The organism is Moraxella sp. CTOTU46711 (assembly GCF_031975715.1).
Lineage (GTDB): Bacteria > Pseudomonadota > Gammaproteobacteria > Pseudomonadales > Moraxellaceae > Faucicola.
In genome coordinates this window covers 1-23,539 of sequence record NZ_DALYMP010000012.1, presented here as the reverse complement: position 1 = coordinate 23,539, position 23,539 = coordinate 1, and the positions used below count along the sequence as shown (strand labels likewise).

The 23,539-nt window shown below is 43.4% G+C and carries 22 protein-coding genes; 17 read left to right on the top strand and 5 right to left on the bottom strand.

All coding sequences use genetic code 11. The features are described 5' to 3' along the window. Positions 1-5: 5 nt before the first annotated feature. From cmk to RTJ53_RS11290, 3 genes are all read right to left on the bottom strand, one after another. Entirely contained in the window at positions 6-755 is a 750-nt protein-coding gene (gene cmk / locus RTJ53_RS11300) for a (d)CMP kinase (protein WP_312277004.1), read from the bottom strand. 286 nt (positions 756-1,041) lie between these two features. Beyond that, positions 1,042-1,389 carry a PilZ domain-containing protein gene (locus tag RTJ53_RS11295; RefSeq protein ID WP_312277003.1) on the bottom strand — a complete coding sequence of 116 codons (348 nt, stop codon included), beginning with the start codon at positions 1,387-1,389 and terminating at the stop codon, positions 1,042-1,044. Positions 1,390-1,466: 77 nt separating this feature from the next. Continuing rightward, positions 1,467-2,630, bottom strand: coding sequence for a DNA polymerase III subunit (locus RTJ53_RS11290; RefSeq protein WP_312277002.1), 1,164 nt, complete (start codon positions 2,628-2,630; stop codon positions 1,467-1,469). 300 nt (positions 2,631-2,930) lie between these two features. Between RTJ53_RS11290 and RTJ53_RS11285 the strand changes: the two genes are divergently transcribed. The 4 genes from RTJ53_RS11285 (at position 2,931) to RTJ53_RS11270 (ending at position 8,994) form a co-directional block, all read left to right on the top strand. Beyond that, positions 2,931-5,318 carry a site-specific recombinase gene (locus RTJ53_RS11285; RefSeq protein ID WP_312277001.1) on the top strand — a complete coding sequence of 796 codons (2,388 nt, stop codon included), beginning with the start codon at positions 2,931-2,933 and terminating at the stop codon, positions 5,316-5,318. A gap of 118 nt (positions 5,319-5,436) precedes the next feature. Continuing rightward, the gene (locus tag RTJ53_RS11280) at positions 5,437-6,213 is read left to right on the top strand and encodes a Nif3-like dinuclear metal center hexameric protein (RefSeq protein WP_409418168.1); all 777 of its coding nucleotides are present in this window, start codon (positions 5,437-5,439) and stop codon (positions 6,211-6,213) included. Between the two features lie 669 nt (positions 6,214-6,882). Then, positions 6,883-8,340: a transglycosylase SLT domain-containing protein gene (locus tag RTJ53_RS11275; RefSeq protein WP_312277000.1), complete on the top strand. Its 1,458-nt coding sequence runs from the start codon at positions 6,883-6,885 to the stop codon at positions 8,338-8,340. Between the two features lie 132 nt (positions 8,341-8,472). Beyond that, positions 8,473-8,994 (top strand): thioesterase family protein, encoded by a 522-nt coding sequence (locus RTJ53_RS11270; protein WP_312276999.1) that lies wholly within the window; start codon positions 8,473-8,475, stop codon positions 8,992-8,994. Positions 8,995-9,025: 31 nt separating this feature from the next. Here the strand turns inward: RTJ53_RS11270 and RTJ53_RS11265 are convergent, their stop codons facing one another. Together RTJ53_RS11265 and rsmA are read right to left on the bottom strand one after the other, a co-directional pair. Then, positions 9,026-9,856: a symmetrical bis(5'-nucleosyl)-tetraphosphatase gene (locus RTJ53_RS11265; protein ID WP_312276998.1), complete on the bottom strand. Its 831-nt coding sequence runs from the start codon at positions 9,854-9,856 to the stop codon at positions 9,026-9,028. 48 nt (positions 9,857-9,904) lie between these two features. Next, positions 9,905-10,774: a 16S rRNA (adenine(1518)-N(6)/adenine(1519)-N(6))-dimethyltransferase RsmA gene (gene rsmA / locus RTJ53_RS11260; protein WP_312276997.1), complete on the bottom strand. Its 870-nt coding sequence runs from the start codon at positions 10,772-10,774 to the stop codon at positions 9,905-9,907. 309 nt (positions 10,775-11,083) lie between these two features. On the opposite strand from rsmA, the gene ychF reads away from it, so the two are divergent. The 13 genes from ychF to RTJ53_RS11195 all read left to right on the top strand — a co-directional run. Then, positions 11,084-12,175, top strand: a complete 1,092-nt coding sequence (ychF, locus tag RTJ53_RS11255; protein WP_062334373.1) for a redox-regulated ATPase YchF — start codon at positions 11,084-11,086, stop codon at positions 12,173-12,175. Positions 12,176-12,241: 66 nt separating this feature from the next. Then, positions 12,242-12,934, top strand: coding sequence for a hypothetical protein (locus RTJ53_RS11250; RefSeq protein ID WP_312276996.1), 693 nt, complete (start codon positions 12,242-12,244; stop codon positions 12,932-12,934). Positions 12,935-13,088: 154 nt separating this feature from the next. Next, on the top strand, positions 13,089-13,517 hold the full coding sequence (rplM, locus tag RTJ53_RS11245; RefSeq protein WP_036601896.1) for a 50S ribosomal protein L13: 429 nt from the start codon (positions 13,089-13,091) through the stop codon (positions 13,515-13,517). Positions 13,518-13,527: 10 nt separating this feature from the next. Continuing rightward, the gene (gene rpsI, locus RTJ53_RS11240; RefSeq protein WP_312276995.1) at positions 13,528-13,914 is read left to right on the top strand and encodes a 30S ribosomal protein S9; all 387 of its coding nucleotides are present in this window, start codon (positions 13,528-13,530) and stop codon (positions 13,912-13,914) included. 250 nt (positions 13,915-14,164) lie between these two features. Beyond that, positions 14,165-14,749, top strand: coding sequence for a ubiquinol-cytochrome c reductase iron-sulfur subunit (gene petA / locus RTJ53_RS11235; protein ID WP_007116512.1), 585 nt, complete (start codon positions 14,165-14,167; stop codon positions 14,747-14,749). A 19-nt stretch (positions 14,750-14,768) separates the two neighbouring features. Continuing rightward, a complete protein-coding gene (locus RTJ53_RS11230) occupies positions 14,769-15,986 on the top strand; it encodes a cytochrome b (RefSeq protein ID WP_172823566.1) in 1,218 nt (405 codons plus the stop codon). Beyond that, positions 15,986-16,699: a cytochrome c1 gene (locus tag RTJ53_RS11225; RefSeq protein ID WP_144917350.1), complete on the top strand. Its 714-nt coding sequence runs from the start codon at positions 15,986-15,988 to the stop codon at positions 16,697-16,699. Before RTJ53_RS11230 ends, RTJ53_RS11225 begins: the two co-directional genes overlap by 1 nt. A gap of 148 nt (positions 16,700-16,847) precedes the next feature. Beyond that, positions 16,848-17,459, top strand: coding sequence for a glutathione S-transferase N-terminal domain-containing protein (locus RTJ53_RS11220; RefSeq protein WP_312276994.1), 612 nt, complete (start codon positions 16,848-16,850; stop codon positions 17,457-17,459). 25 nt (positions 17,460-17,484) lie between these two features. Next, the gene (locus RTJ53_RS11215) at positions 17,485-17,919 is read left to right on the top strand and encodes a ClpXP protease specificity-enhancing factor (RefSeq protein WP_312276993.1); all 435 of its coding nucleotides are present in this window, start codon (positions 17,485-17,487) and stop codon (positions 17,917-17,919) included. Positions 17,920-18,000: 81 nt separating this feature from the next. Next, the gene (rpoZ, locus tag RTJ53_RS11210) at positions 18,001-18,267 is read left to right on the top strand and encodes a DNA-directed RNA polymerase subunit omega (protein WP_036601878.1); all 267 of its coding nucleotides are present in this window, start codon (positions 18,001-18,003) and stop codon (positions 18,265-18,267) included. Between the two features lie 356 nt (positions 18,268-18,623). Next, positions 18,624-20,789, top strand: coding sequence for an HD domain-containing protein (locus RTJ53_RS11205; RefSeq protein WP_312277023.1), 2,166 nt, complete (start codon positions 18,624-18,626; stop codon positions 20,787-20,789). Positions 20,790-20,816: 27 nt separating this feature from the next. Further along, entirely contained in the window at positions 20,817-21,197 is a 381-nt protein-coding gene (locus RTJ53_RS11200) for a Rid family detoxifying hydrolase (RefSeq protein ID WP_312276992.1), read from the top strand. A gap of 151 nt (positions 21,198-21,348) precedes the next feature. Then, positions 21,349-23,539 (top strand): primosomal protein N' (locus tag RTJ53_RS11195; RefSeq protein ID WP_312276991.1); only part of this gene is annotated, 2,191 nt, incomplete at its 3' end.

The following is a 23,539-nucleotide window of genomic DNA, read 5'->3' as shown; positions in this document are numbered from 1 at the left end:
AACACCTAGTTAATTGTCAAACCACGTTCAACACATAGCTGCCAAACTTGGTTAAACACTTGCTCAGCATCGATGGCTGAGCTATCAATCACTATCGCATCATCGGCAGGCTTAGCCGGTGAGGCACTGCGTGTACTATCACGCTCATCACGGGCAATAATTTGTGCCAAAATTTCGTCAAAATCTGCCTGTTTGCCAGCGTTGGTCAACTGACTGACACGGCGCGCGGCTCGTGCCTCAGAGGATGCGATCAAATAAACTTTCAGCGGCGCATCGGGAAAAACCACTGTTCCCATATCACGCCCGTCTGCAATCAAACCCTTTTTTGAGTTGCCTTGCGACGTTGCCATATTTTTTTGTAAATCCAATAGCGCTTGACGCACCTTCGGGAATACCGCGACTTTTGATGCAAAGTTACCCACTTCTTCGGTGCGAATCACTTCGCTCACATCGTTGGCATTCACGAGCACTGTCACATGCTCAGAACCCGCTTTTGCGGCTGCAAACTCAATTTTCAACGATTGGGTTAAATCAGCTAGCGCAGTTTCATCAATGTTGTCCATTAACAAACCCGCTTGGTGAGCTGCAAGCCCCACAATCCGATATAGCGCCCCTGAATCTAAAATTTGATAATCCAGCAGCTTTGCCAGTCTTGCCGTCAATGTACCTTTACCTGCACCACTTGAGCCATCAACGGTGATGACGGGCAGGCTTGCAGTTACATCAAAAGACGGTTGCGTTAACGATTGTGACATGCCATTCTTAGGAACAAAGCAAAAATAGTCGTATATTTTACGCCTGAAAGCTATTTTATACAAGTAATTTGACACAAGGATTGACTAAATTACGTATCATTTTTTGCCAATGAAAAAATGCGCAGAAAATGAGAAATGCACCGATAAGCGGAGTGATGATTAACCATTGTGCGATAGAAGAAAAAAAGCTAGCGACTTATAGGATTAAGCATAAGCTCACCTTTAACAATCGCTGGCTTTAACAATCACCGGCTAAAACTGCCAAAGGTTCAACAGTTTCTAGAATTTATAGCGTGAAGGTGGGTTTATCGGAGCTGATATGACCCGCTAACAGGCGGTCGACTTCGTTTTTGATGCGTAAACCTGCTTCGTCTTTGCCAAGCTGTAGCGCATAGCCTGCGGGGCGCTGTGATTGTGCGCGGTGGTTGACCCACACCACTTTGCCATGCAGCGGCATTCTCTCACTCGAATTTGGCAAAGTGATTGCTACAAAGGTTTGACTGCCTAGTTGTTGCTGCTGGTTTGTAGGAATAAATAACGCACCGTTTTCAATAAAAGGCAGGTAGCTCGCATACAATTTTTCGATCGTATCATAGTTAATGGTGGTGATACCGCCACGAGATGGCATTGCCATAATCACTGTTCCTTTTACTAACGTATGGTGAATGATAAGTAATATAGATAATTGGGTAATATAGATAATTGAATAGATTAGCAATCAAGCATGGTGCTAAAAATTTTATCATAGCATAACTTATCTTGGATATGTTGCTGTCTATCTTGCCAGATTTGATCGATAACCCACTGTAACTGGCTAATTTGCTTTAATGTCGGTGCTGGCTGCAGTTTGCCAAAATCTAAGTCATTGGATGACGCTGAGATACCGACGGCAAATTGCCCCAATGGTACTAATAAGGCTTGCGACAAGTATAAAAAGTCCGTCAATGTCAGCGTTTTTTGCCAATAGTTGCTGGCTTGTACAGGCGTACGTTGCCCACTACGAACCGCTTGAAAGCTGTTTATCCAAGTTTGGCGGTGTTGATACCATTCGCTGTTTAACATTTGCAGTGCCAAAAAAGGCGCATAACCAGACAATTCACTCACTTGTTGTAGCGTTGCAGTATCGGTATTTGGCAATAACCGCTGCATCGCTTGCATTGACTGATCGGGGGTCACATGGCTCACCGAAAATGACTGTAGCCGAGAGCGAATCGTTGGCAGTAACTGCGAAGGACTATCGCTAATTAACAGCATCAACACATTCTCGGCAGGCTCTTCTAAGGTCTTAAGGAGCGCGTTACTGGCGGCTAGCGTCATCGCATCCGCTTGGTGAATAACCACGATTCTTAATCCGCCACTCGATTGCGTGACAAAGGGCTGTAATTCACGAATTTCGTCAATCTTGATGCTATAACCTGACTGATGGGTTGGGGCTTGCGCCACGAGGGCGTTGTTTGCTTTAGGTTTAGGCGACGCGTCACGCGCCACGGTGGGTGTGGGAATTTGATAAAGATCGGGGTGGGTATTGGCGATCAGCCATTGGCAACTTTGGCATTGCCCACAGGCAGTTGTGACACCTTGTACATTGTGCCGTTGATTCTCACACAAAGCCCATGCGACAAACCGATAGACGAAGGCGCGTTTCCCCGTCCCTGCATTGCCTGCAAACAACATTGCGTGCGGCAAGGCGTGTAGATGGGTGGTCAAATACTGCCAAGTTGACTGTTGCCACGGCAGTAAATCCATAAACAGCCACTGCTGTATCACCTGTTGATTGACGGGATCTGGATAGTAGTATTGGGTTACTTCATTGGGTGTTGATTCGGTATTGGGTTGTTTGGTGCTTTTTGATTGAAAGGTTATAGTCGATGCCATAGAAAAAAATCAGTCAACAGAGTAACCATAGTATAATCGCTGCGGCTAGATAATCAATTAGGATAATCAGTCAGGTTGTTTTCTCGAAGACATGAATGCGGTAACACGTAGCGTTATTTTATCCTTTACTGTCTTTAAAACCTCAGCCCATAAGATTTTTGTTGCAAATAAATGATGGATTTTTTCTGATGAGTCGATTAAATTTTCATCTTAGGATATCTATTTTCGTATTTTTTCTTATAGTTGTGATTCACCCTATTTAAAAAAACGATTCAATTTTCTGTTTACTTCGAGGTTAGTTTGACGAATTTATCGCAACCTAATAATCAAGATGCTTTACTCAATGCCCAACATCGTTATGATGCGGCGGATATGGCAGACCAATTAAAGGTGATGCCGACCCTAGAAGCGCGTTTAACTACTATTTTAAACGAAATCAATGCGCTGCGTGATTTTCCGCAAGTTACCCTATTTAAACAACTGCTAGATACCCTGCGCAACCGTGCAGATGATGCTACAACTGCCAATGAGCAGATGGAGCTATTTATTCGGCTACTGCGCGGCAATCGTGTGTGGGCAGAAGGGTTTTGTGTGTTTATGCTTACCCTGATTAATCGTTATCGTCAGGTGTCGCTATACACGGATTTGGGTATCTTGTCAGATGCTGGCTTTACTTCGCAATTTTTTGATTTGGTCGGTGAAAAGCTCTTACCCTCCGTACCTGATGACCGCGATTTGATTGGGTTATTTAATGCGTTTTTTGCCACACCAAAAACCCGCTACTGGGTGCGCTTAATCCATGAGCGTTGGTGGATTGAACTGATACTCATCCTTAAAGTACCCGCAGGCAAAGAAGCATTGGTGCAAGCGCTTGAAGCCAATGTGCTCAAAGCCATTACTATTTTAACTGCGCGTATCAACGGCATCGGGCTCAATGCCGATTTAATAAAGGCGTTTCCCAATCCGATTGACAATCAAGATACTTTTATTGCGCTGAATCGCGAAGTCGCTGAATTTGTCAGTCAATACCAGCTCAGCATGCAGCCAGGGGATGAGCAAGCGATGCCCCAGCCTGAGGTGGATAGCAGTCAAATTTTAGTGTTGACCGACCAAGCCCGCAGTATGATGCAAAACATCCGTCGCCGTATTCATCGAACGGGTATTACTGTGCGTACCACCAATATGTTGGTGCGCCTTGAGCAAAGCCTGCAGCGTCTTGAATTGTTGGTGTCACTACTATCTGACAACGATCATATTAAGAAAAAAACCATCATAGAGCTCATTAACACGTTGTATGAAGATTCATACCACCGCAGTAGTTTTAGATATTTATTTGGCATCAATACCGCGCTTTTGTCTCGCCGTGTGACTGAGACTGCCAGTAAGGTCGGCGAGCATTATATCAGTACCGATAAAGCGGGCTATCGCCGTATGTATAAAAAAGCGGCATTGGGTGGTTTACTCATCGGCTTTATGGCGACCCTTAAAATCCTAGGGAAGACCCTACCCTTGGCACCGTTTGGCGTGGCTTTTTTAAACAGTATGATTTATGGTCTTGGCTTTGTGGCCATTCATATCATTGGTGGTACAGTGGCGACCAAACAGCCTGCCATGACAGCTGCCGCCATTGCTTCGACCATCTCAGAGGTAAAAGGGCGCAAAGCGGCGCAATTTACCAAGCTGACCGAATTGGTCGTTGATATCATGCGCACCCAATTTATTGCCATTATGGGTAATATTTCAATTGCAATGCCGATTGCGCTACTGATTTCATCCATGTGGCTGTATGGGCTGGGTCGTCCATTAACATCGGAAGCTAGCGCAGAGCACTTGCTGCATGATCTTAACCCGTTTACCTCGCTTGCTATCTTTCATGCCGCGATTGCTGGGGTGTATCTGTATATTTCAGGATTGATTGCAGGCTATTATGATAATCTTGCAGTACACTACAAAATCGGTGAGCGTATCCGCAACCAACCCACCCTCAAAAGGATGATGACACCTGTGACGTTATTGCGCTTTAGCGATTTTATCGAGCGCAATCTGGGTGCGATTATGAGTAACTTTTTATTCGGTTGCTTTTTGGGTAGCACGGCGACCATCGGTTATATTTTTGGCTTACCGATCGATATTCGCCATATTGCCTTTGCGTCCGCCAACTTTATTCACGGGATTTTTAACATTTATGCCAACACGGGCGAGTTTCCAGAAATCGGTATTATTTTGGTCAGTCTATTTGGGGTGATGGTCATCGGTATGATTAACTTGTTGGTGAGTTTTTCACTCGCCTTAATGACCGCCCTACGCGCTCGTAATGTGAAAGTCTTTGAGTGGAAATTCTTATTTGAATTGGTCGCTTCGCATTTGATGACCCAACCCTCTGACTTTTTTATCCCGCGTAAACAGCCGATGAAGTATGCGCTCATCGATAGCGACGGTAATATTATCTATGATGATAAACCGATTGCAAACGATGGTAAAAATAACCATGGACATAAAACTGCCCTGACATCACAGCCAGAAGAACAGCCGTATGCTACTACGCCCCATATCGACAATATCAGTCATACGGAAAAACTGACCGATGAAGAAATTGCAGAGAAAAAACAGGCAATTAAAGAAAAAGTGGTGCAAAAGGCGGTCGATAATATCACCCCAAATGACACGGCAAGCAAGCTACCCAAATAACCGATTAAATACTGTATGTTAAACACTGCAGACGTTAGAACCACTGAACGACTGTTAAAATACTCACCACTGTAAAAATATGATGCATTTTTTGAGAGATACAAGTTTGCAAAATACAATGAACCAACCTGCGACCTCAATGAGTCCGACTCAATTGGCTCATCGATTAAATGAGCTGTTAAAAATTAATGAATTCCAAGATTATTGTCCCAATGGTCTGCAAGTGGATGGTGGACAGCCGATACAGCACATCCTCACCGGTGTCACAGCCTCTGAGGCATTGATTGAACAAGCGATTGCGCACAACGCCCAAGCGATTTTGGTGCATCATGGCTATTTTTGGAAAGGGGAACCTGCGCCGTTAATTGGCATGAAAGGTAGGCGTATTCGTTTGTTGATGCAACACGGTATTTCCTTACTGGCTTATCATTTACCGTTAGACGCCCATCCCCAATTGGGCAATAACGCCCAATTAGCGCTAGCGTTGGGCTGGAGTGATTTGTCGCCGCTATATCCTAATGAAAAACACCCGATTGGTAATATCGTGGATTTAGCAGCGCCGTTGTCGATTGCAAATCTCACCAACAAGCTATCGACTACCTTAAGCCGTCTGCCCCTACATCTATCTGGGGGTAATCAAGCAATTTCGCGAATCGGTCTATGTACGGGTGGCGCACAAGATATGATTGAGCAAGCGGCACAAATGGGTTGTCAAGCCTATATCTCGGGTGAAGTATCAGAGCGAACCACTCACATAGCGCGTGAGCTGGGTATTGATTATTTTGCTTGTGGACATCATGCCACCGAGCGAGGTGGCGTACTCGCATTGGGGAATTATGTCAAAGAAAATCTTGCTTTGACCGTTGATTTTGTCGATATCGATAATCCCGTGTAAAATCGGGCAATTTATTGACTAATTATTACCCGTTAATTGCATTCTAGCGGGTTTTTTACGCTTTTTATCATAAATTTGCCTTTCGTTACGTTCAAAAACATGACGCGTAACTTTAATTTCACTAAAATACCCCCATTGTTTTATATAACTAACTGTAATGCCATGCAGTAAATATTGTTATTGTTTATTATTTTATGCGTGCCATACGTTACCCTACGTTAAATTCTTTAGGTAAGTGCTTGGGCTTATTAAACAATTTTTAATTTGCCAGTACTTACAAAAATTTTAACCCTTTTTCGGGTTGTACTTGATTATTATTTATTTCGATAGTTCTCTACGATGGATAGGGAGTTATCACCGTCCTAGGTATAAGGGGAGCCAACCTGTTTGGCTCTTTTTTTAGCGTTAAGTTAATAACGACCTATTTTGGATGGAAGCTTTTTTGGTGAGATTTAGGATAGAGTTAGGTAGTTGCATTAAGCCATGTACTTATTTGGCTTGGCTAACTGGTGCTTATTTTGACTGGTACTAGGTTTAACTGGTGCTTAGTTTGACGGGTATTAGATTTAACTATCGATTCGGTTCTTAGTTTCACAAAATGTTTTCATTTGGCATAGTTGTTTTTTATTAATTTAACGTATCTAACGTATGTGCACCGTGGAGTGACACATGCCGCTAAACTCATCATTTGAGTATTGTGATGATTTGGCTTTGACCTATCCTGCGTCGATTTCGATGTCGGTCAAAGCATTTTTAAGCCCTTTAACTTTATACCCGTTTCAACACCCTTTATTACGCTTTAGTAAATACGCGACCCAATTTAAACGCTTGCAATTCTTTCCGATTCAATTCAAGCCTTGTTTGGGTGGGGTGATATCGCCAAAAATTACCCAGTTACGTGTGCCAGTGGTGCCTAGCCATGTGCAAGATTTGGCGCAACAGGCTAATCCGTCCGCTCAGCTCATTAATCGCTTTATCAAGCCGCTAAAATGGTTGAGTGCCAGTAAAAAGCTGGCAGCTGTGATGGGGATTGGTTTGCCCTTAGCTTATGTTGCCACCCAGGTGAGTATTACTGACAAAGTCGACAATGCTCATACTTTTGCCTCACCTACTAGCGTGGTTGCGGCACCAAAAATGGCGACCTTTGATAGTATCCTATCTCAAAAGCAGCTGCGTATTGCCACTGTTAATGGTAATACCACCTATTTTGCTCAAGATGGTTTTGAGCACGGCTTTGGCTATGATGTCATGCGCCATTATGCCAAGCGATTGGATGTCACCCTGAGCACCCAAGTGTTTGCCAATGATGCGGACGCGATGGCGGCTGTCAAAACAGGCAAAGCCGATATTGCGTTGACCAATGTGTCAGATTATCAAAATGCGACTGCGTTATCATCGCTGAGTCTAAGCTGCGACAAAGATTATTTATCACAGCAGGGTCTCAACGAACATGTTGCCATACAGCTAAACCCCAATGATGTCAAACTCAACGACGATGTAAAAAACTTCCTTTGTGGCGGTCAATCGCTCACCCGTAACCAACATTTAGCCGCGTTTTATAGTCAAACACCATTGGCAGAGCCGTTTAATCAACAACATTTTGCCGATACCATGACACGCGTGTTACCCATTTATGAACCATCTTTTAAGCAGACAGCAAACAAATACCGACTTGATTGGGAACTGCTTGTGGCAATGGGATACCAAGAATCGCATCTGGATGCAGAAGCCACTTCGCCAACGGGTGTGCGCGGTATCATGATGTTGACCAATGCCACTGCCAATGCGATGGGCGTTGATAATCGGACTGACCCGACACAGAGCATACAAGGGGGCGCCAAGTATCTCAGTCAGCTGCAACATGAATTTGCCCAAGTGCCAGCATCGGATCGAGTATGGTTTACCCTAGCGGCTTACAATATGGGTCCACAAGCGATTAAAGATATCCAGCAGGTTTTGGAAAAGCGCGGTGTTGATGGCAACAATTGGGCAGCCGTGTATCAGTATTTAAAAGTTAATAGCCAAAGCAATAGCCGTTACGTGCAGTGCTTAGATTACGTCACCCATATCCGCAGTTATTTGGAAGCGTTGAAATTAGATAAAGTCAATCATCGTCAATTGACTTGATGAGTGTGGGTATAAAAAACGGCACATTTTCAAAAAAGAATGGTTTAACGCCATTCTTTTTTTTATGCTATCACTTTGTCGTTTTTAAAAATTACTGACTTACTGTTAACATTACCAACCTAAGGATAGCACGTGACCCAGCTCCAGAATCAGCCCCACACTCAGTCAAGCAATCAGCCTGTTTATGCGACCCAATACCGTATTTATTTGGAAGATACTGATGCAGGCGGGATTGTGTATCACGCCAATCATTTAAAGCTGTTTGAGCGTTGTCGTCGTGATTGGTTACGTGCATTGGGGATGACCAGTTATTTTTATCAAGCGCATTCAGCCGAGGCTGTGAGTCAAGACGTTACTCACCATAGCGATAGTGGCAAACCTGATATCCAATTTGTAGTGAGCCAAGCCAACATCCGTTATGTGCGTCCGATTCTGCTTGATAGCGAAGTCACCGTTGTGATTGAGATAGCAGACTGCAAATCTGCGTCATTACAGCTTGAGCAGCGGATTTATGATAACCACCAGCAGCTGTTAAGCCAAGCCGAAATAAGTATTGTATGTGTGGCTACTAGTAAAGATCAAAAAGGGCAAACCCAAGTTCGCCCTACCCGTTTGCCCAAAGCATTTGTACAGTTGCTGCAGCTCGCTCGGTAACTCTAGCGTCATTTTGCTTTACAAAGAAAGGTTATTTTGCTTTACAAGTTTGACAGGTAACCTGCTCATCTTCTAGGCGGTATGCCATCATACTGCCGCCCCACACACACCCTGCATCCGTGGCTCTGGCATTCGCCAAATCCACTTTGGCTTTTAGCGCCGCCCAGTGACCAAATAAGATTTTACGTTCGCGTGGCACTTGCCATTCAAACCACGGACGAAACCCCTCTGGCATTTTATCATCGAGACTGGATTTAAAGCTAAACTCTAGTGTGCCGTTCATTTGACATAGGCGCATACGGGTAAAATAATTGCAAATCGCTCGCATACGCGCGTAGCCTGTCAGCATATTTGACCAAGGAACAGCGGTATCGCTATACAGGTTTGGCAGCAGTCTATCGAGTTGCCATAAGCTACTTTGCAGCTGAGTTTGCAATTCTGACGCATGCATGGCTGCTTGGGTAATACTCCAGTTTGGTGGGATGCCTGCATGCACCATCACGGTTTTATCATTGGGATAGACAAGCAGCGGCTGATGACGAAGCCAGTTGAGTAGTTCATCACAATCTGGGGCGTCAAAAATCGCTTGGGTTCTATCCTTTTTCTTAATCTTTATAACACCACGCCATACCGCGATTAAGTTAATATCATGATTGCCCAACACCATTTCGGCAGCACCGGCTTGGCAAAGACGTTTTACCAGACGTAGCGCGCTCAGCGAGTCTTCACCGCGTGCCACGATATCGCCAACAAACCATAATTTATCTTGCTGTTCATCAAACCCAATTTGCTTGAGCAGTGCCTGCAAATCGGCATAACAGCCTTGAATATCGCCAATGACAAATTGATGTCGAAAACCCATAACACCTCATACATCTTGAAAGTAAAATTTTAAACAGCTACAAAAAAATTAACCATTTGCTGCGATATAGTTTGCCGCGATGCCGTTAGTTAAAGTCACGAAATCTTGTACTGATAACGTCTCAGGACGCGCGAGGGGATTAAGTCCCCATGCCACAAGCTGGTGTTCTGTGACCGCAGGCAAAATCGGCGATTTTTTAAAAATCGCGCGCAGTGTTTTACGGCGATGATTAAATGCCTCACGCACCACAAGGGCAAACAGCTTTTCATCGTCAGCCACAATCGGTTTTTGTTGATAAGGTCTGAGTCGAAATACCGCACTCGTCACTTTGGGTGGGGGGTTGAATGCCCCATTTGGCACCGTCAGTAAATAATCGGTTTCACAATAATACTGCATCATGATGGATAAGCGACCATATTCTCGGCTATCCACCTCTGCGGTGATGCGATCAACCACTTCCTTTTGTAGCATAAAATGCATGTCTTCAATGACATCGGCAAAACTTAGTAAATGAAACAATAACGGCGTAGAAATATTGTATGGCAAGTTACCGACAATGCGCATTTTTTTGTCGGTTGTATCATTAGGATTATCGCCAATGATTTGCTTGAACAGCGCACGGTAATCCACTTCCATGGCATTGGCTTTGACAATGGTTAAGCCATCATTGCTATTGGCGCCAATGCGAATGCGCAGGCTGTCTGCCAAATCGGTATCAAGCTCGACAACGGTCAAGCGATTGACTTCCTTGAGTAACGGCTCAGTAATGGCGCCCATGCCTGGACCAATTTCAACCATCAAATCATCGCGACCTGCATGAATACTGTCAATAATTCTCCCAATAATCACCTGATCATGTAAGAAATTTTGCCCAAAACGTTTTCTAGGCTGATGCGATAAAAAAGCAGAGACTGTCACTCAAAACATTCCTATAAAAATGAAATAATTATCAATGTTGCGCAGTACACGATAACATTCACCGTCATCAGACACAAATCATTATCAAACTGATAATTATAGCATAGCTTGACGCTCCATTATGACAATTTCATGACAACTCGAGACTATCGCAATAGCATGACAACAATCTGCCCAATCGCTCAATTTGAATTTTTGTAGTTTATATCATGCTACAAATTTTTGATGCGTCAATCGCCTGTCGAATTCTGATGACTAAGTTGTTATAATGCAACAAATTTAACTAACCCTTTATTTAGTGAGCATTGTATGGGCTTTAATTGTGGTATCGTCGGACTGCCAAATGTTGGTAAATCAACCTTGTTTAACGCATTGACCAAAGCTGGGATTGCGGCAGAAAACTTCCCGTTTTGTACCAAAGATCCCAATACTGGGATTGTACCTGTACCCGACCCACGTCTCAAACAACTTGCGGATATCGTCAAGCCTGAGCGCGTTGTGCCCACCTCAATGGAGTTTGTGGATATTGCCGGTCTGGTGGCAGGCGCATCCAAAGGCGAAGGCATGGGTAATCAGTTCTTAGCCAATATCCGTGAAACCGATGCGATTGCCCATGTGGTGCGCTGCTTTGATGATGATAACGTGATTCACGTCGATGGACGCGTCAACCCATTATCCGATATCGAAACCATCAATACCGAACTTGCGCTTGCTGACCTTGAAGCGGTCAGCCGTGCGATTATCAACGTGGGTAAAAAAGCCAAAGGCGGTGATAAAGACGCCAAAGCCATGCTGGATGTGTTTAACAAAATTGAGCCATTTTTAGCCGATGGTAAGCCTGCACGTATGGCAAATCTGGATGAGGATGAGAAAAAAATCATCCGCAGCTATGGTTTAATCACCCTAAAACCGACCATGTATATTGCCAACGTGAGCGAGGATGGCTTTGACAACAATCCTTATCTTGACCAAGTACGGGAATTTGCGGCAAAAGATGATGCGTTGGTCGTTGCACTATGCAACCAAATCGAATCAGAAATCGCCCAGCTGGATGACGATGAAAAACAAGAGTTTTTAGAAAGTATGGGTATGACTGAAGCAGGACTTGACCGTGTGATTCGCGCAGGTTATGAGCTGCTTAATATGCAAACGTATTTTACCGCAGGGGTCAAAGAAGTACGCGCTTGGACGGTCAAAGTGGGTGCCACTGCCCCAGAAGCAGCAGGCGTGATTCATACCGACTTTGAGCGTGGTTTTATCCGCGCCGAAGTGATTGCGTTTGATGATTTTATTGAATATAACGGTGAAAAAGGCGCGGCAGCGGCAGGTAAATCTCGCCTCGAAGGTAAAACCTACATCGTGCAAGATGGCGATGTCATGCACTTTAGATTTAACGTTTAGTTCAAACACTTTTACTTGATAAATGGGTTATTATGATATAACCCATTTTTTTGGCTAAATTTTGATATGAAAAGGTTTCCAGAATTCGTCACTACATTTCTATCTTATTATTTAGCTTCGGCTGCTATCACAGCGCTTATGATGCTAACGGTTTTCTTCTTTGTTATAGAACTTTTTAATAATTTAACTAAAGACTTTTATTTTATTATTACTTCATTCTTATATTACCTATTGTTAATTGTACTTGCTTTCTTCTATTATCCTCATCGCAAAAGGCGAAATTATCGCATAATTACAATTACCACCGTTATTGTTATTCTATTACATAAATTTTTGATAGGAAATTTTATTTTAACTATGCTTCATTACTCAATTAGTAGTATTGTTTTAGCGAATATAGTCGTAGGTTATTTACTTGATAAAGATAATCAAAAAAATGCGTTCATTAATTTAATAAAGATTGGCAGTTTAATTTATGCTGTTGAAAGCATATGGAATAGTATCCTTTATTACCAGAATATCAATACCTATAAAACTATCTACGAATTTTTTTTAGATAAAGTTCATAATTTAGTCATATTACCATTCGCTTATTATATAAGCTATTTGCTAGCGATTTATGCGTTTTATCTTACTTACCCGCTAGTGACAAATATTCGTTTAAAAATTTCAGATTTTGAAGTAATTTTTGATGTACTAAAAATTTTATTAGCACCAATCGGTGTAATAACTATTTTATTTGCGCTTATATTTGCTTAAATATAAATAGTAGGTTTTGAAAAAATATTACTAAATATCAACCTATCATATTGCAACTTCTTGACACAATCCCTATAATATGCGTTCGTAATTTTGAGAGCCCTCGTTTCCCAGACACTCACTCTCAACTATTAACTCAAAAAGGTTTTTAAACATGAAAACTATCAGTGCTAAACCACATGAAGTGACACACGATTGGTACATCGTCGACGCTGAAGGTAAAACATTAGGTCGCTTGGCGAGCGAAATCGCATCACGCTTACGTGGCAAGCATAAGCCTTCTTACACCCCTCACGTTGACACAGGCGATTATATCGTTGTGATTAATGCTGAGAAAGTTGCCGTGACTGGTAAAAAAGCGCAAGACAAAAAATACTACCGTCACACCGGTTACCCAGGTGGTATCAAAGAGACTAACTTTACCAAACTTATCGCACACAAACCCGCTGACGTACTTAACAAAGCCGTTAAAGGTATGTTGCCAAAAGGTCCATTGGGCTATGCGATGATTAAAAAGTTAAAAGTTTACTCAGGTACTGAGCATCCTCATACTGCTCAACAACCTCAAGTATTAGATATCTAAGGAGTAACACATGGAACGCAATTACGGTACAGGTCGTCGTAAAACTTCAACAGCTCGTGTGTTCTTATCTGCGGGTACAGGTAACATCGTCGTCAACGGTAAACCACTTGATCAATACTTTGGTCGTGAAACATCAGTAATGGTTGTACGTCAACCTTTAGAATTACTAGATTCTGCTAGCAAATATGATATCTATGTGACTGTAAAAGGTGGCGGTATCAATGGTCAAGCAGGCGCGATTCGCCACGGTATCACCCGTGCATTGATTGAGTCAGACGAAACTTTAAAACCAGCGCTTAAAGAAGCGGGCTTTGTGACTCGTGACGCGCGTGAAGTTGAACGTAAAAAATTGGGCTTACGTAAAGCACGTAAACGTCCCCAATTCTCAAAACGTTAATATTTTTCGTGGTCGAAATTCTCGTATCGACTGCGTTTTTCGGCGTTTACAAAAAAGACTCTTGTTTACCGCAAGGGTCTTTTTTATTTACCTTAGGTAATTTATTTTATTGCAAAAATAGCATAAAATAGCAAAATTAGCGTAATTTAGGCACAGCTAAGGTGGCAATTCTGTAACAACTGATTTACAATAGCCACAAACCCAGTGTGGGAATATGGTTACCCACTTCATTAATCTGGAGGAGTTCTTAATGAGCCATGCCGAAGGCGTCGACGTTAAGCGTCGAAGAGTTTTAATCGCATCCACTGCCGCTATGGGCGCAGTCGGTGTCGCTGCTATTGCTACGCCGTTTGTGCGTTCATGGTATCCAAGTGCAAAAGCAGAAGCTGCGGGCGCACCTGTTAGCCAAGACCTAAGCAAACTCGAAGCAGGACAAATGATTGTTATCAAGTATCGTGGTAAACCGATTTATCTTGTCAAACGTACCAAAGAGATGATGGATAATTTATCAAAAGTAGAATCATCACTTGCCGATCCAAAATCAGAAGGTTCATTACAACCTGACTACTGCAAAAATAATAGCCGCTCAAAAGACAATAGTGAAGTTCTAGTGTGTGAAGGGGTTTGTACTCACTTAGGTTGTGCACCAGGTTATCGTCCTGATGTCGGCGCAGCAGATTTGGGTGGTAGCAGTTGGGTTGGCGGATTTTTATGCCCCTGTCACGGTTCAAAGTATGACTTAGCTGGACGTGTTTTTAAGGGTCAACCTGCGCCTCGTAATTTGCCAGTTCCTGAGTATAGCATCAGCGGTACTATCTTAACGGTGGGGGCATAATATGAGTGCAAAGAAATTTATGCATTGGGTGGATGCGCGCTTTCCAGCGACAGAAACTTATGAATACCATATGTCAAAGTATTACGCACCAAAGAATTTCAACTTTTGGTACTTCTTTGGCGTATTATCCATGGTGGTATTGGTCAATCAGTTAGTGACGGGTATTTGGCTAACCATGATGTTCAACCCAAGTGCAGAAGGCGCATTTGCTTCTGTAGAATACATTATGCGTGATGTACAAGGTGGTTGGTTAATCCGTTATATGCACTCAACTGGTGCCTCGGCATTCTTCGTGGTCGTTTATCTGCATATGTTCCGTGGCTTGTTATATGGTTCATACCAAAAACCTCGTGAACTGGTTTGGCTCATCGGTATGGGTATCTATCTGTGCTTAATGGCAGAAGGTTTCTTCGGTTACTTATTACCTTGGGGTAATATGTCTTTCTGGGGTGCGCAGGTTATTTTAAACTTACCAGCTGCGATTCCATTTATTGGTGATGCCTTGGGAGAATGGGTAAAAGGTGACTATATCATCTCGGGTATTACCCTAAACCGCTTCTTCGCCTTGCACGTTGTTGCGATTCCTTTGATTTTAGTGGGTCTGGTATTTGTTCACTTGGTAGCATTACACCATGTTGGTTCTAACAACCCAGATGGTATCGATATCAAAAAACTTAAAGATAAAAATGGTGTACCCCTTGATGGTGTGGCTTTCCACCCGTACTACACCGTACATGATATGATTGGTATCGTGGTATTCTTTATCATTTTCTTTACTGTGGTATTTTTCTTCCCAGAAGGCGGCGGTTTCTTCCTTGAGCCACCAAACTTTGAAGCAGCAAACCCACTTAAAACACCGGCTCACATTGCCCCTGTTTGGTACTATACGCCTTTTTATGCAATGTTACGTGCAACGCCGTCCATGTTTGGTTCAGCCCTGCCGGGTGTTATTGTGATGGCTGCATCAATCGCCATTTTATTTGTATTGCCTTGGTTAGACAAATCGCCTGTGCGTTCAATGCGTTATAAAGGTATGTTGTCAAAAATCGCACTTGCTATCTTTGTTGTTAGTTTCTTGATCTTAGGTTACTTAGGGGTAATTCCATCAAGTGATACCGCAACGCTTGTGGCACGTATTTGTACTATTTTGTATTTCTTGTTTTTCTTGCTAATGCCAATCTACACATCGATTGAAACTTGCAAACAGCCACCTGAACGTGTAACTGGAGGTCACTAATGAAAGCGGTTAAAAAATTAGTTGCTGGATTGGGTTTGACAGTTGCACTAGGTTTGGGCGCGACAGCCGCACAAGCTAGCGAAGGCGGCTGTGGCACCTACAAAACGGTTGATGGTAAAGACGCGCATTTGGCTTGTGAAACCGCGCCTGTGGATTTGACCAATAAAGCGTCCATTCAACGCGGTGCCTCATTATTTATGAGTTACTGTGCAGGCTGTCACTCAGCACAATATGTTCGCTACTCAAAAATGTACAAAGACTTGGACATTCCAAAAGAGTTGGTGGAAAAATACTTGATGCTGACCACTGACCAAGTCGGTGACCATATCAATGCAGGCGTAGACCCAGAGCTTCAAAAAGCTTGGTTTGGTGCCCAGCCACCTGATTTGTCACTTGAAACCCGTCTACGTGGTAATGATTGGGTTTATACGTACTTGTTAGCCTTCTATGAAGATCCAAGTCGTCCTTGGGGTGCCAACAATATCGTACTGCCGAATGTTGCTATGCCGTTCGTCCTTCATGATATGCAAATGAATACCTCAAAAGAAGAATATCGTCGTAACATTGGTGATATCGTCAACTTTATGGCGTGGATGGCAGAGCCGCAAGCGCACCAACGTAAAGTATATGGTTTTTGGGTCATCTTATTCTTACTTGCGTTATTAATTCCAGTGTACTTACTCAATAAAGAATTTTGGAAAGACGTTAAATAAGGGTTGATACAAAAAAAGGTAGCTTAGGCTGCCTTTTTTTATGCGCATTTATTGCTTGATTGGTACGATAACTTTCACAGTTATTGCTAATTCAGTCATTTTAAGCTAGGCTTATCCTTTACGCTGATACAGCTTATTATTTTTAACTATGTTGACCCCTACTTCGAACACCCCGTTGATTTATGCCGATGATGGCTACCTAAGTCACCAATTAAGACTGGTTTTACTTGAGAAAAAAATAGAATTTAGTGAGACGAACATTCGTGATGATGAGGATTTTGCCGAAGATTTACCTGATATCAATCCTTACAACACGCTGCCGGTATTTATTCATCGCGAATTGATTTTATATAACAATCGCATTATTTTTGAATACCTTGAAGAGCGCTATCATCAGAACAAACTGCTACCTGAAAATCCGATTGAAAAGGCACAATACCGTCAATTATGGTGGCGCATTGAAAAAGACTGGATTAAATTGGCAGATACGCTATTGACCCATAAGGATACCTTAGATGTCAACCAAGCAAAGATTGCAAGAAAGCAACTGACTGAATCTCTTGTTACCATAGCGCCGCTGTTTGCCCATAAAGCTTTTTTTCTTTCAGATACCATGGGTGTCTGTGATTGCATTTTGTCATCGATTTTATATCGCTTAACACCCATGGGTATTGAATTGCCGCTGCACTTGTGCCGTCCGTTGTATCAATATATGGAGCGGATGTTTAATCGCCCAACCTTTAAAACTAGTTTAAAATAGTAATCATTAAAATAAGAGAATCACCATGGAAAACGACTTTCAACTCACCCCGACTCGCCCTTATATGGTACGCGCTATTTTTGAATGGCTTGAAGACAATAACCTGACCCCACATATCATGGTCGATACGACACAGCCCAATGTCACGGTGCCTGTCGAATATGTGCAAGATGGTCGTATCGTACTTAATATCGCCAGCCGTGCTACAGGTAATTTGGTCATTAATAATGATTTTATTAATTTTCATGCGCGATTTGGCGGTGTTTCGCAAGAATTGTGGGTGCCGATGCAAGCGGTGATGGGGATTTATGCCAGAGAAAATTCACAAGGCATGTTCTTTGACCCAACGGAATACGATAATGCACCGCAATCTGAAATCAACGCCAGTCAACCAGCCGAGTCCACCGATACACAACGTCCAAAACGTGAGAACAAAGCCGGGTTAAAAATCTTGGATTAGTGGATTGTCACTGGCAATATGGGTTTAATTTTGTTAAAATAATCAATTACTTTTTTAGTTTTGAATAGGATAACCATAGTCATGGCACGTGTCACTGTAGAAGATTGTCTAGAAAATATCCACAACCGTTTTGATTTGATTCTTGTTGCCAGTAAACGTGCGCGCCAAATCGCACGCGGTGTATCAGAACCTATGGTTGAGCGTGAAAATGATAAACCAACCGTACTTGCCCTACGCGAAATCGCTGAAGGCCTTGTGACTAAAGAGATTTTAAATCAACCTGAGCGCGAATTGCCTAACAAATTTCACCATGTTGATTTGAGCATTTCAAGTGGTCATGGATTCTAACGCTAGCTTAAGCCACTGTTAATAGTTAGCGACTATTATTTTATAAAAAGTCACCTTTTTTAGGTGACTTTTTAGTTGAATTAAACGTGGAATTATATGTAACTTAGCTTGACAATTCGCGGTAATTTTGCGAATAATTAAGATATCTTTATAATACGTTTTTACTAACTTTAGCTGGTTTGATACCAGCTATTTTTATCCAACCGTTTTTTATGATAGAGTTAACTGCTGACAAGGACAATATGAATTTTTTAGCAGGTTAAACCTATCGATCGTACGTTGAGGGCACATTTTTGAATATATCAACTTTACCAAAATTAAGCCATCCTGATGTGGATATTGCACAGTTTGACCTAATGCGTGTATTGGATTATTTGGATGATGCCGAACAGCAAATTGTTCTCAAAGCCTGTGCCTTTGGCGACCAAGCCCATATCAAAGATAAACGCAAATCTGGCGAGCCTTATATCACCCACCCTATGGCGGTAGCGGAGATTTTGGGTAGTTTTCGCATGGATGTCGATACCATCGTGGCGGCGATTTTGCATGATACCGTGGAAGATACACCTACCACTGAAGAAGATTTGACTCGAGAGTTTGGCAAGGCAGTTGCCCAAATCGTCAATGGTGTCACCAAATTAAAATCCTCCAATGAAAAACACATCAATAAAGCTGCGACTTTTTATCGTATTATTACCGCAACGCTAGAAGACCCGCGCGTGTTGATTGTCAAGTTGGCTGACCGCTTGCACAATATGACCACCATCGAGGCGGTGCCCGAAAAAAAACAACAAGCAACCGCACAAGAAACGTTGGATTTTTATGTGCCGTTTGCACGTACGCTTGGGCTTAATGATTTAGCCGACTATATCGAGATTTTATGTTATCGCAGCCTAAATGCGCCTATGTATAATAAATTATCCGATAAGCTTATGCAGCATGGCTTGGGGCGCACCTTTCAACAAGAGGCTATTCATAACTATTTAAATATTGTTTTGAGCCGACTGGGCGTTAAAGGTTATGTGAAAGATGTTGATAACCGCGTGACTTTGTTTCGCCAGTTTTTTAAAAACCGCGGCGAAATCACCGATTTGCTATGGCATTATGAATTTATGCTAGTCATGGATAAAGTGGAAGACTGCGACCAAATCGCCAAGTATTTTATCAATAAATACCAAATTGCGCCTGAGTGTATCGAAGACAATATCCGCCATCCGCGTGCGGGTGGTAACCAATCGCTGACCATTACCTATAAAAACGACCATGACACCATCAAAGTGGTCATTCTGACGAAAACCATGCTCAAAACTACCCGTTTAGGGATTTTGATGGGTGAAGCAGCATCGCCGCTTAGCCAGTCGGTGATTCAGGCCTCTCTACGCAATCTGCAAAACTTGATTGCCGACAATGAAAGCGATATCGAAGAGCAGCCGTATGATGCGGTGACGGTGGTCGATAAACTGATTGATTATCTTCATGAACGTAAAATTATTTGCTATACCCCAAACGGTGATGCCTATGAGTTGCCGCGCGGCTCCACAGCGCTTGACTTTGCCTATACTATTAGCACCCATATCGGTAACCGTGCAACGGGCGCTGAAATCAATGGCGTAGAAGCCAAACTGGGTACGATTTTGAAAACTGGCAATAGGGTCAAAATTCATACCGACCCTAATGCGATTCCAAAAGCCGAGTGGCTGGGTTTTGTGGCAACCAATAAAGCGCGGCGTGCGTTGTTTGAATGGTTAAAAGGCTTAAATCCTGAGCAGAAAGAGCACGAAGGTAAAACCGCCTTTGAGCGCGCGCTAAAAACGCAAAATCTTTCACTCGCTGATGTGAGTGATGAGCAATGGCAATTGCTACTTGATTGGCGTGGCTTACAGGATAAAAGTGCGTTCTTTACGGAGTTTACCACAGGTAAATTGCTACCGCAGATTGCCGTTTCGCGCTTATTGACCCAAGAGCAGCTTGCCAAAAACCAAGCCAGTGCTCATGCAGCTAACCAACCGCAAAGCTTGATTGCGGATGCCGCCAATATGGAGATGAATTTTTCCAGTTGTTGTCATCCTGTGTATGGCGACCCGATTGTCGGGCATATTTCAAAAAATGGCTTGGTGGTGCATCGACACAAATGTTTTTCAATTGATGAAATTCGCCGTGTCAACGAATACCAAGTGATTCCGCTACATTGGCGAGTATCTAACAGTGAGGATGAAGTATCAAAGCGTGTTTATTTTGATGCCGCGCTAAAAATTAATCAAAACCTGACCGATGAGCAAATCAGCGATTTAATCTTTATTGTACGTGATACTCAGGCGGGTTTTGAGTATATCGAACAGCGTAATGGCTATACCTTGCTGTTTGTGGTGGTGCAAAGCCGTGACCAGATTGCAAGCTTAATTCAGCGCCTACGCACCTTCTTGGGCTACCCCAATATTGTAAGGCTGTATCAATGGAATGACGAAGTGCTACTTTCTCAGAGCCAAAACACGTCTGCACCAAGAAATAAAGATATTTTATAAACTCATTATACTTTAATAGGAAATAATATGAGCCGTGACATCATTCATACTGACAATGCCCCTGCTGCGGTAGGCACTTATTCACAAGCCGTGAAAGTTGATAAGACTGTTTATATTTCAGGTCAAATCGGACTCGACCCAAACACTATGACCCTAGCCGATGGCTTTGTGGCGCAGGCCAACCAAGTCATGTCAAACATCGAGGCTATCTGCCAAGCCGCAGGCGGTTCGCTTGCCAATGTGGTGAAGTTTAATGTTTCGCTCACCGATTTGGCAGATTTTACTGCCTTAAATGAGATTTTTGCAGCGCGCCTAACTGCGCCTTATCCTGCCCGTGCCGCGGTGCAAGTGGCTGCCTTGCCAAAAGGTTCGGTGGTCGAAATTGAAGCGATTTTGGTTTTAGATTGATTTTGGTTTTAGATGAATGTTAACCCGCTCAAATGGAAGGTGAGTTACAAGACTTGCCTTTTTTTATGTCAAATTTTTGCCTATCTGACAACAGTTTAATGCCTAGAATTGGGCTATAATTCAACCCTATAACAATTTTTAAAGGTGTGTTTTGCTGATACAAGTTGCTTTACCTGTGCCCATTGATTCGGTGTTCGATTATCGAGTGACTGGGGATACCTTGCCTGCGATTGGCTGCCGCGTCCGAGTACCGTTTGGCGCGCGCAAATTGGTCGGCATTGTGGTGGCACATATTGAGCACAGTCAGCTTACACAAAATGCGATTAAACCTGTATTGGAAATACTTGATGATCTGCCGATTGTCGATGAGGCATTGCTAAAACTCGCTTATTGGCTGTCTGCTTATTACTGCTATCCGCTTGGCGGTGTGTTTTCTGTCATGCTGCCGACTTTGATTCGCCAAGGGATGACGCTCGACTATCGACAATTATGCTGGCAACAACTACGTGATGCCACTGACGAGGATTTTTCCGCCAGTGCAAAAAAACAACGCCAACAATTTGCTTTATGTGTACTGGTCATCAACTCGCATGGTAATTCGCATCGCAATGACACAAAGCTTGTAACTGAGTTTGCGCTACTAGACAATGGCGTTGAACCCGCTTATTTAAAAAAATTTGAGCAAAAAGGTCTGATTGCGCCTGTTTATCAAATGCCATCTTTACCCAAGCTTGCTAAGCTTGCCACCACGCCGCTCACCTTAAATTTGCAGCAACAACAAGCTGTGCAAAAAATCACCCGCGCCTGCCAGCAGCCACACTATGAAGGTTTTTTGCTCAATGGCATTACGGGAAGTGGCAAGACCGAAGTGTATTTGCAAGTGATGCAAACAGTACTGGCACAAGGCAAACAAGTGCTTATCTTAGTGCCAGAAATTGGGCTGACCCCACAGACCAGGCAGCGATTTGCCGAACGATTTGAAGCCCAAGTATTGATGCTACATTCGGGACTTAATGACACCGTGCGGCTTGATGGCTGGCAACAATGCCGACTGGGCTATGCGCAAATTATTATCGGTACGCGTTCGTCAGTGTTATACCCATTTGCCAATTTAGGGCTGATTATTGTCGATGAATCGCATGACCAATCTTACAAACAGCAAGACTCACTGCGCTATCACGCCAGTGACGTGGCGCTCTATCGTGGGTTTCAGCTTAATTGTCCCGTGATTTTGGGCACCGCGACGCCATCGCTTGAAAGCCTGTATTTGGTACAACAAGGTAAACTTACCGAGCTTACTTTGACCCAGCGTGCAGGCGATGCCAAACCTGCCATTATGCAGCTGATTGATGCGCGCCAACAGGCATGGCAAAACGGTTTGGCGCAAAGCTTAATTCAAGCCATTCGGCAAACGTTGGATAAAGATGAGCAAGTATTGGTATTTTTAAACCGTCGTGGCTATGCGCCCATCTTATTGTGTGATGCTTGTGGCTGGCAAGCAGACTGCCCGCGCTGTGATGCGCATTTGACGGTGCATTTTCAGCCAGTGGCAATGCTAAAATGCCACCACTGCGATTGGCAGCAAGTCATCCCGAACCATTGCCCTAGCTGTGGTAGTAGCAATCTTGACCCTGTGGGCATGGGTACTGCGCGGATGGTTGAAGGGTTAACTGAGCTTTTCCCCGATGTGCCTGTGATTCAGATTGACCGCGATACCACGCGTAAAAAAAACAGTTGGGAGCAAGTGTATCAGCGTATTGCTGATAACCCCAAAGCCATTTTGGTGGGCACGCAAATGGTGGCAAAAGGGCATCATTTCCCCAATGTGACCTTGGTGGCAATTCCCAATGCTGACCGTGGTTTTTTATCGTCAGATTTTCGCTCGCCTGAGCATACCGCCCAGCTGATTATCCAAGTGGCAGGTCGTGCAGGTCGTGCCGATAAAGCAGGTCTGGTACTGATACAAACCCTGCAACCTGAAAATCCCGCGTTACTGACTTTGGTACGTGAAGGATATCTGAGTTTTGCCCAGCAATTATTGGCTGAGCGGCGTATGTTGGGATTGCCGCCATTTACTTACGCTTGTTTGGTACGGGTGGAAAGCAAATCGTTAGAAAACAATCAGCAAATTTTGCATCAAGCGATTGCACTATTGCCATCACGCCATCACATGACAGCCTTGGGTATTGCGATTAATGGCCCGGTGGATGCGCCGATGGCAAAGAAAAACAGTCGCTATCACTCGCATTTATTAATTTTGACCAAAACACGACACGTTCGTCAGCAGCTATTGTCGGACTGGTGGCGACAGACAATTGCGTTGCCATCGGCAAAGTATGCCA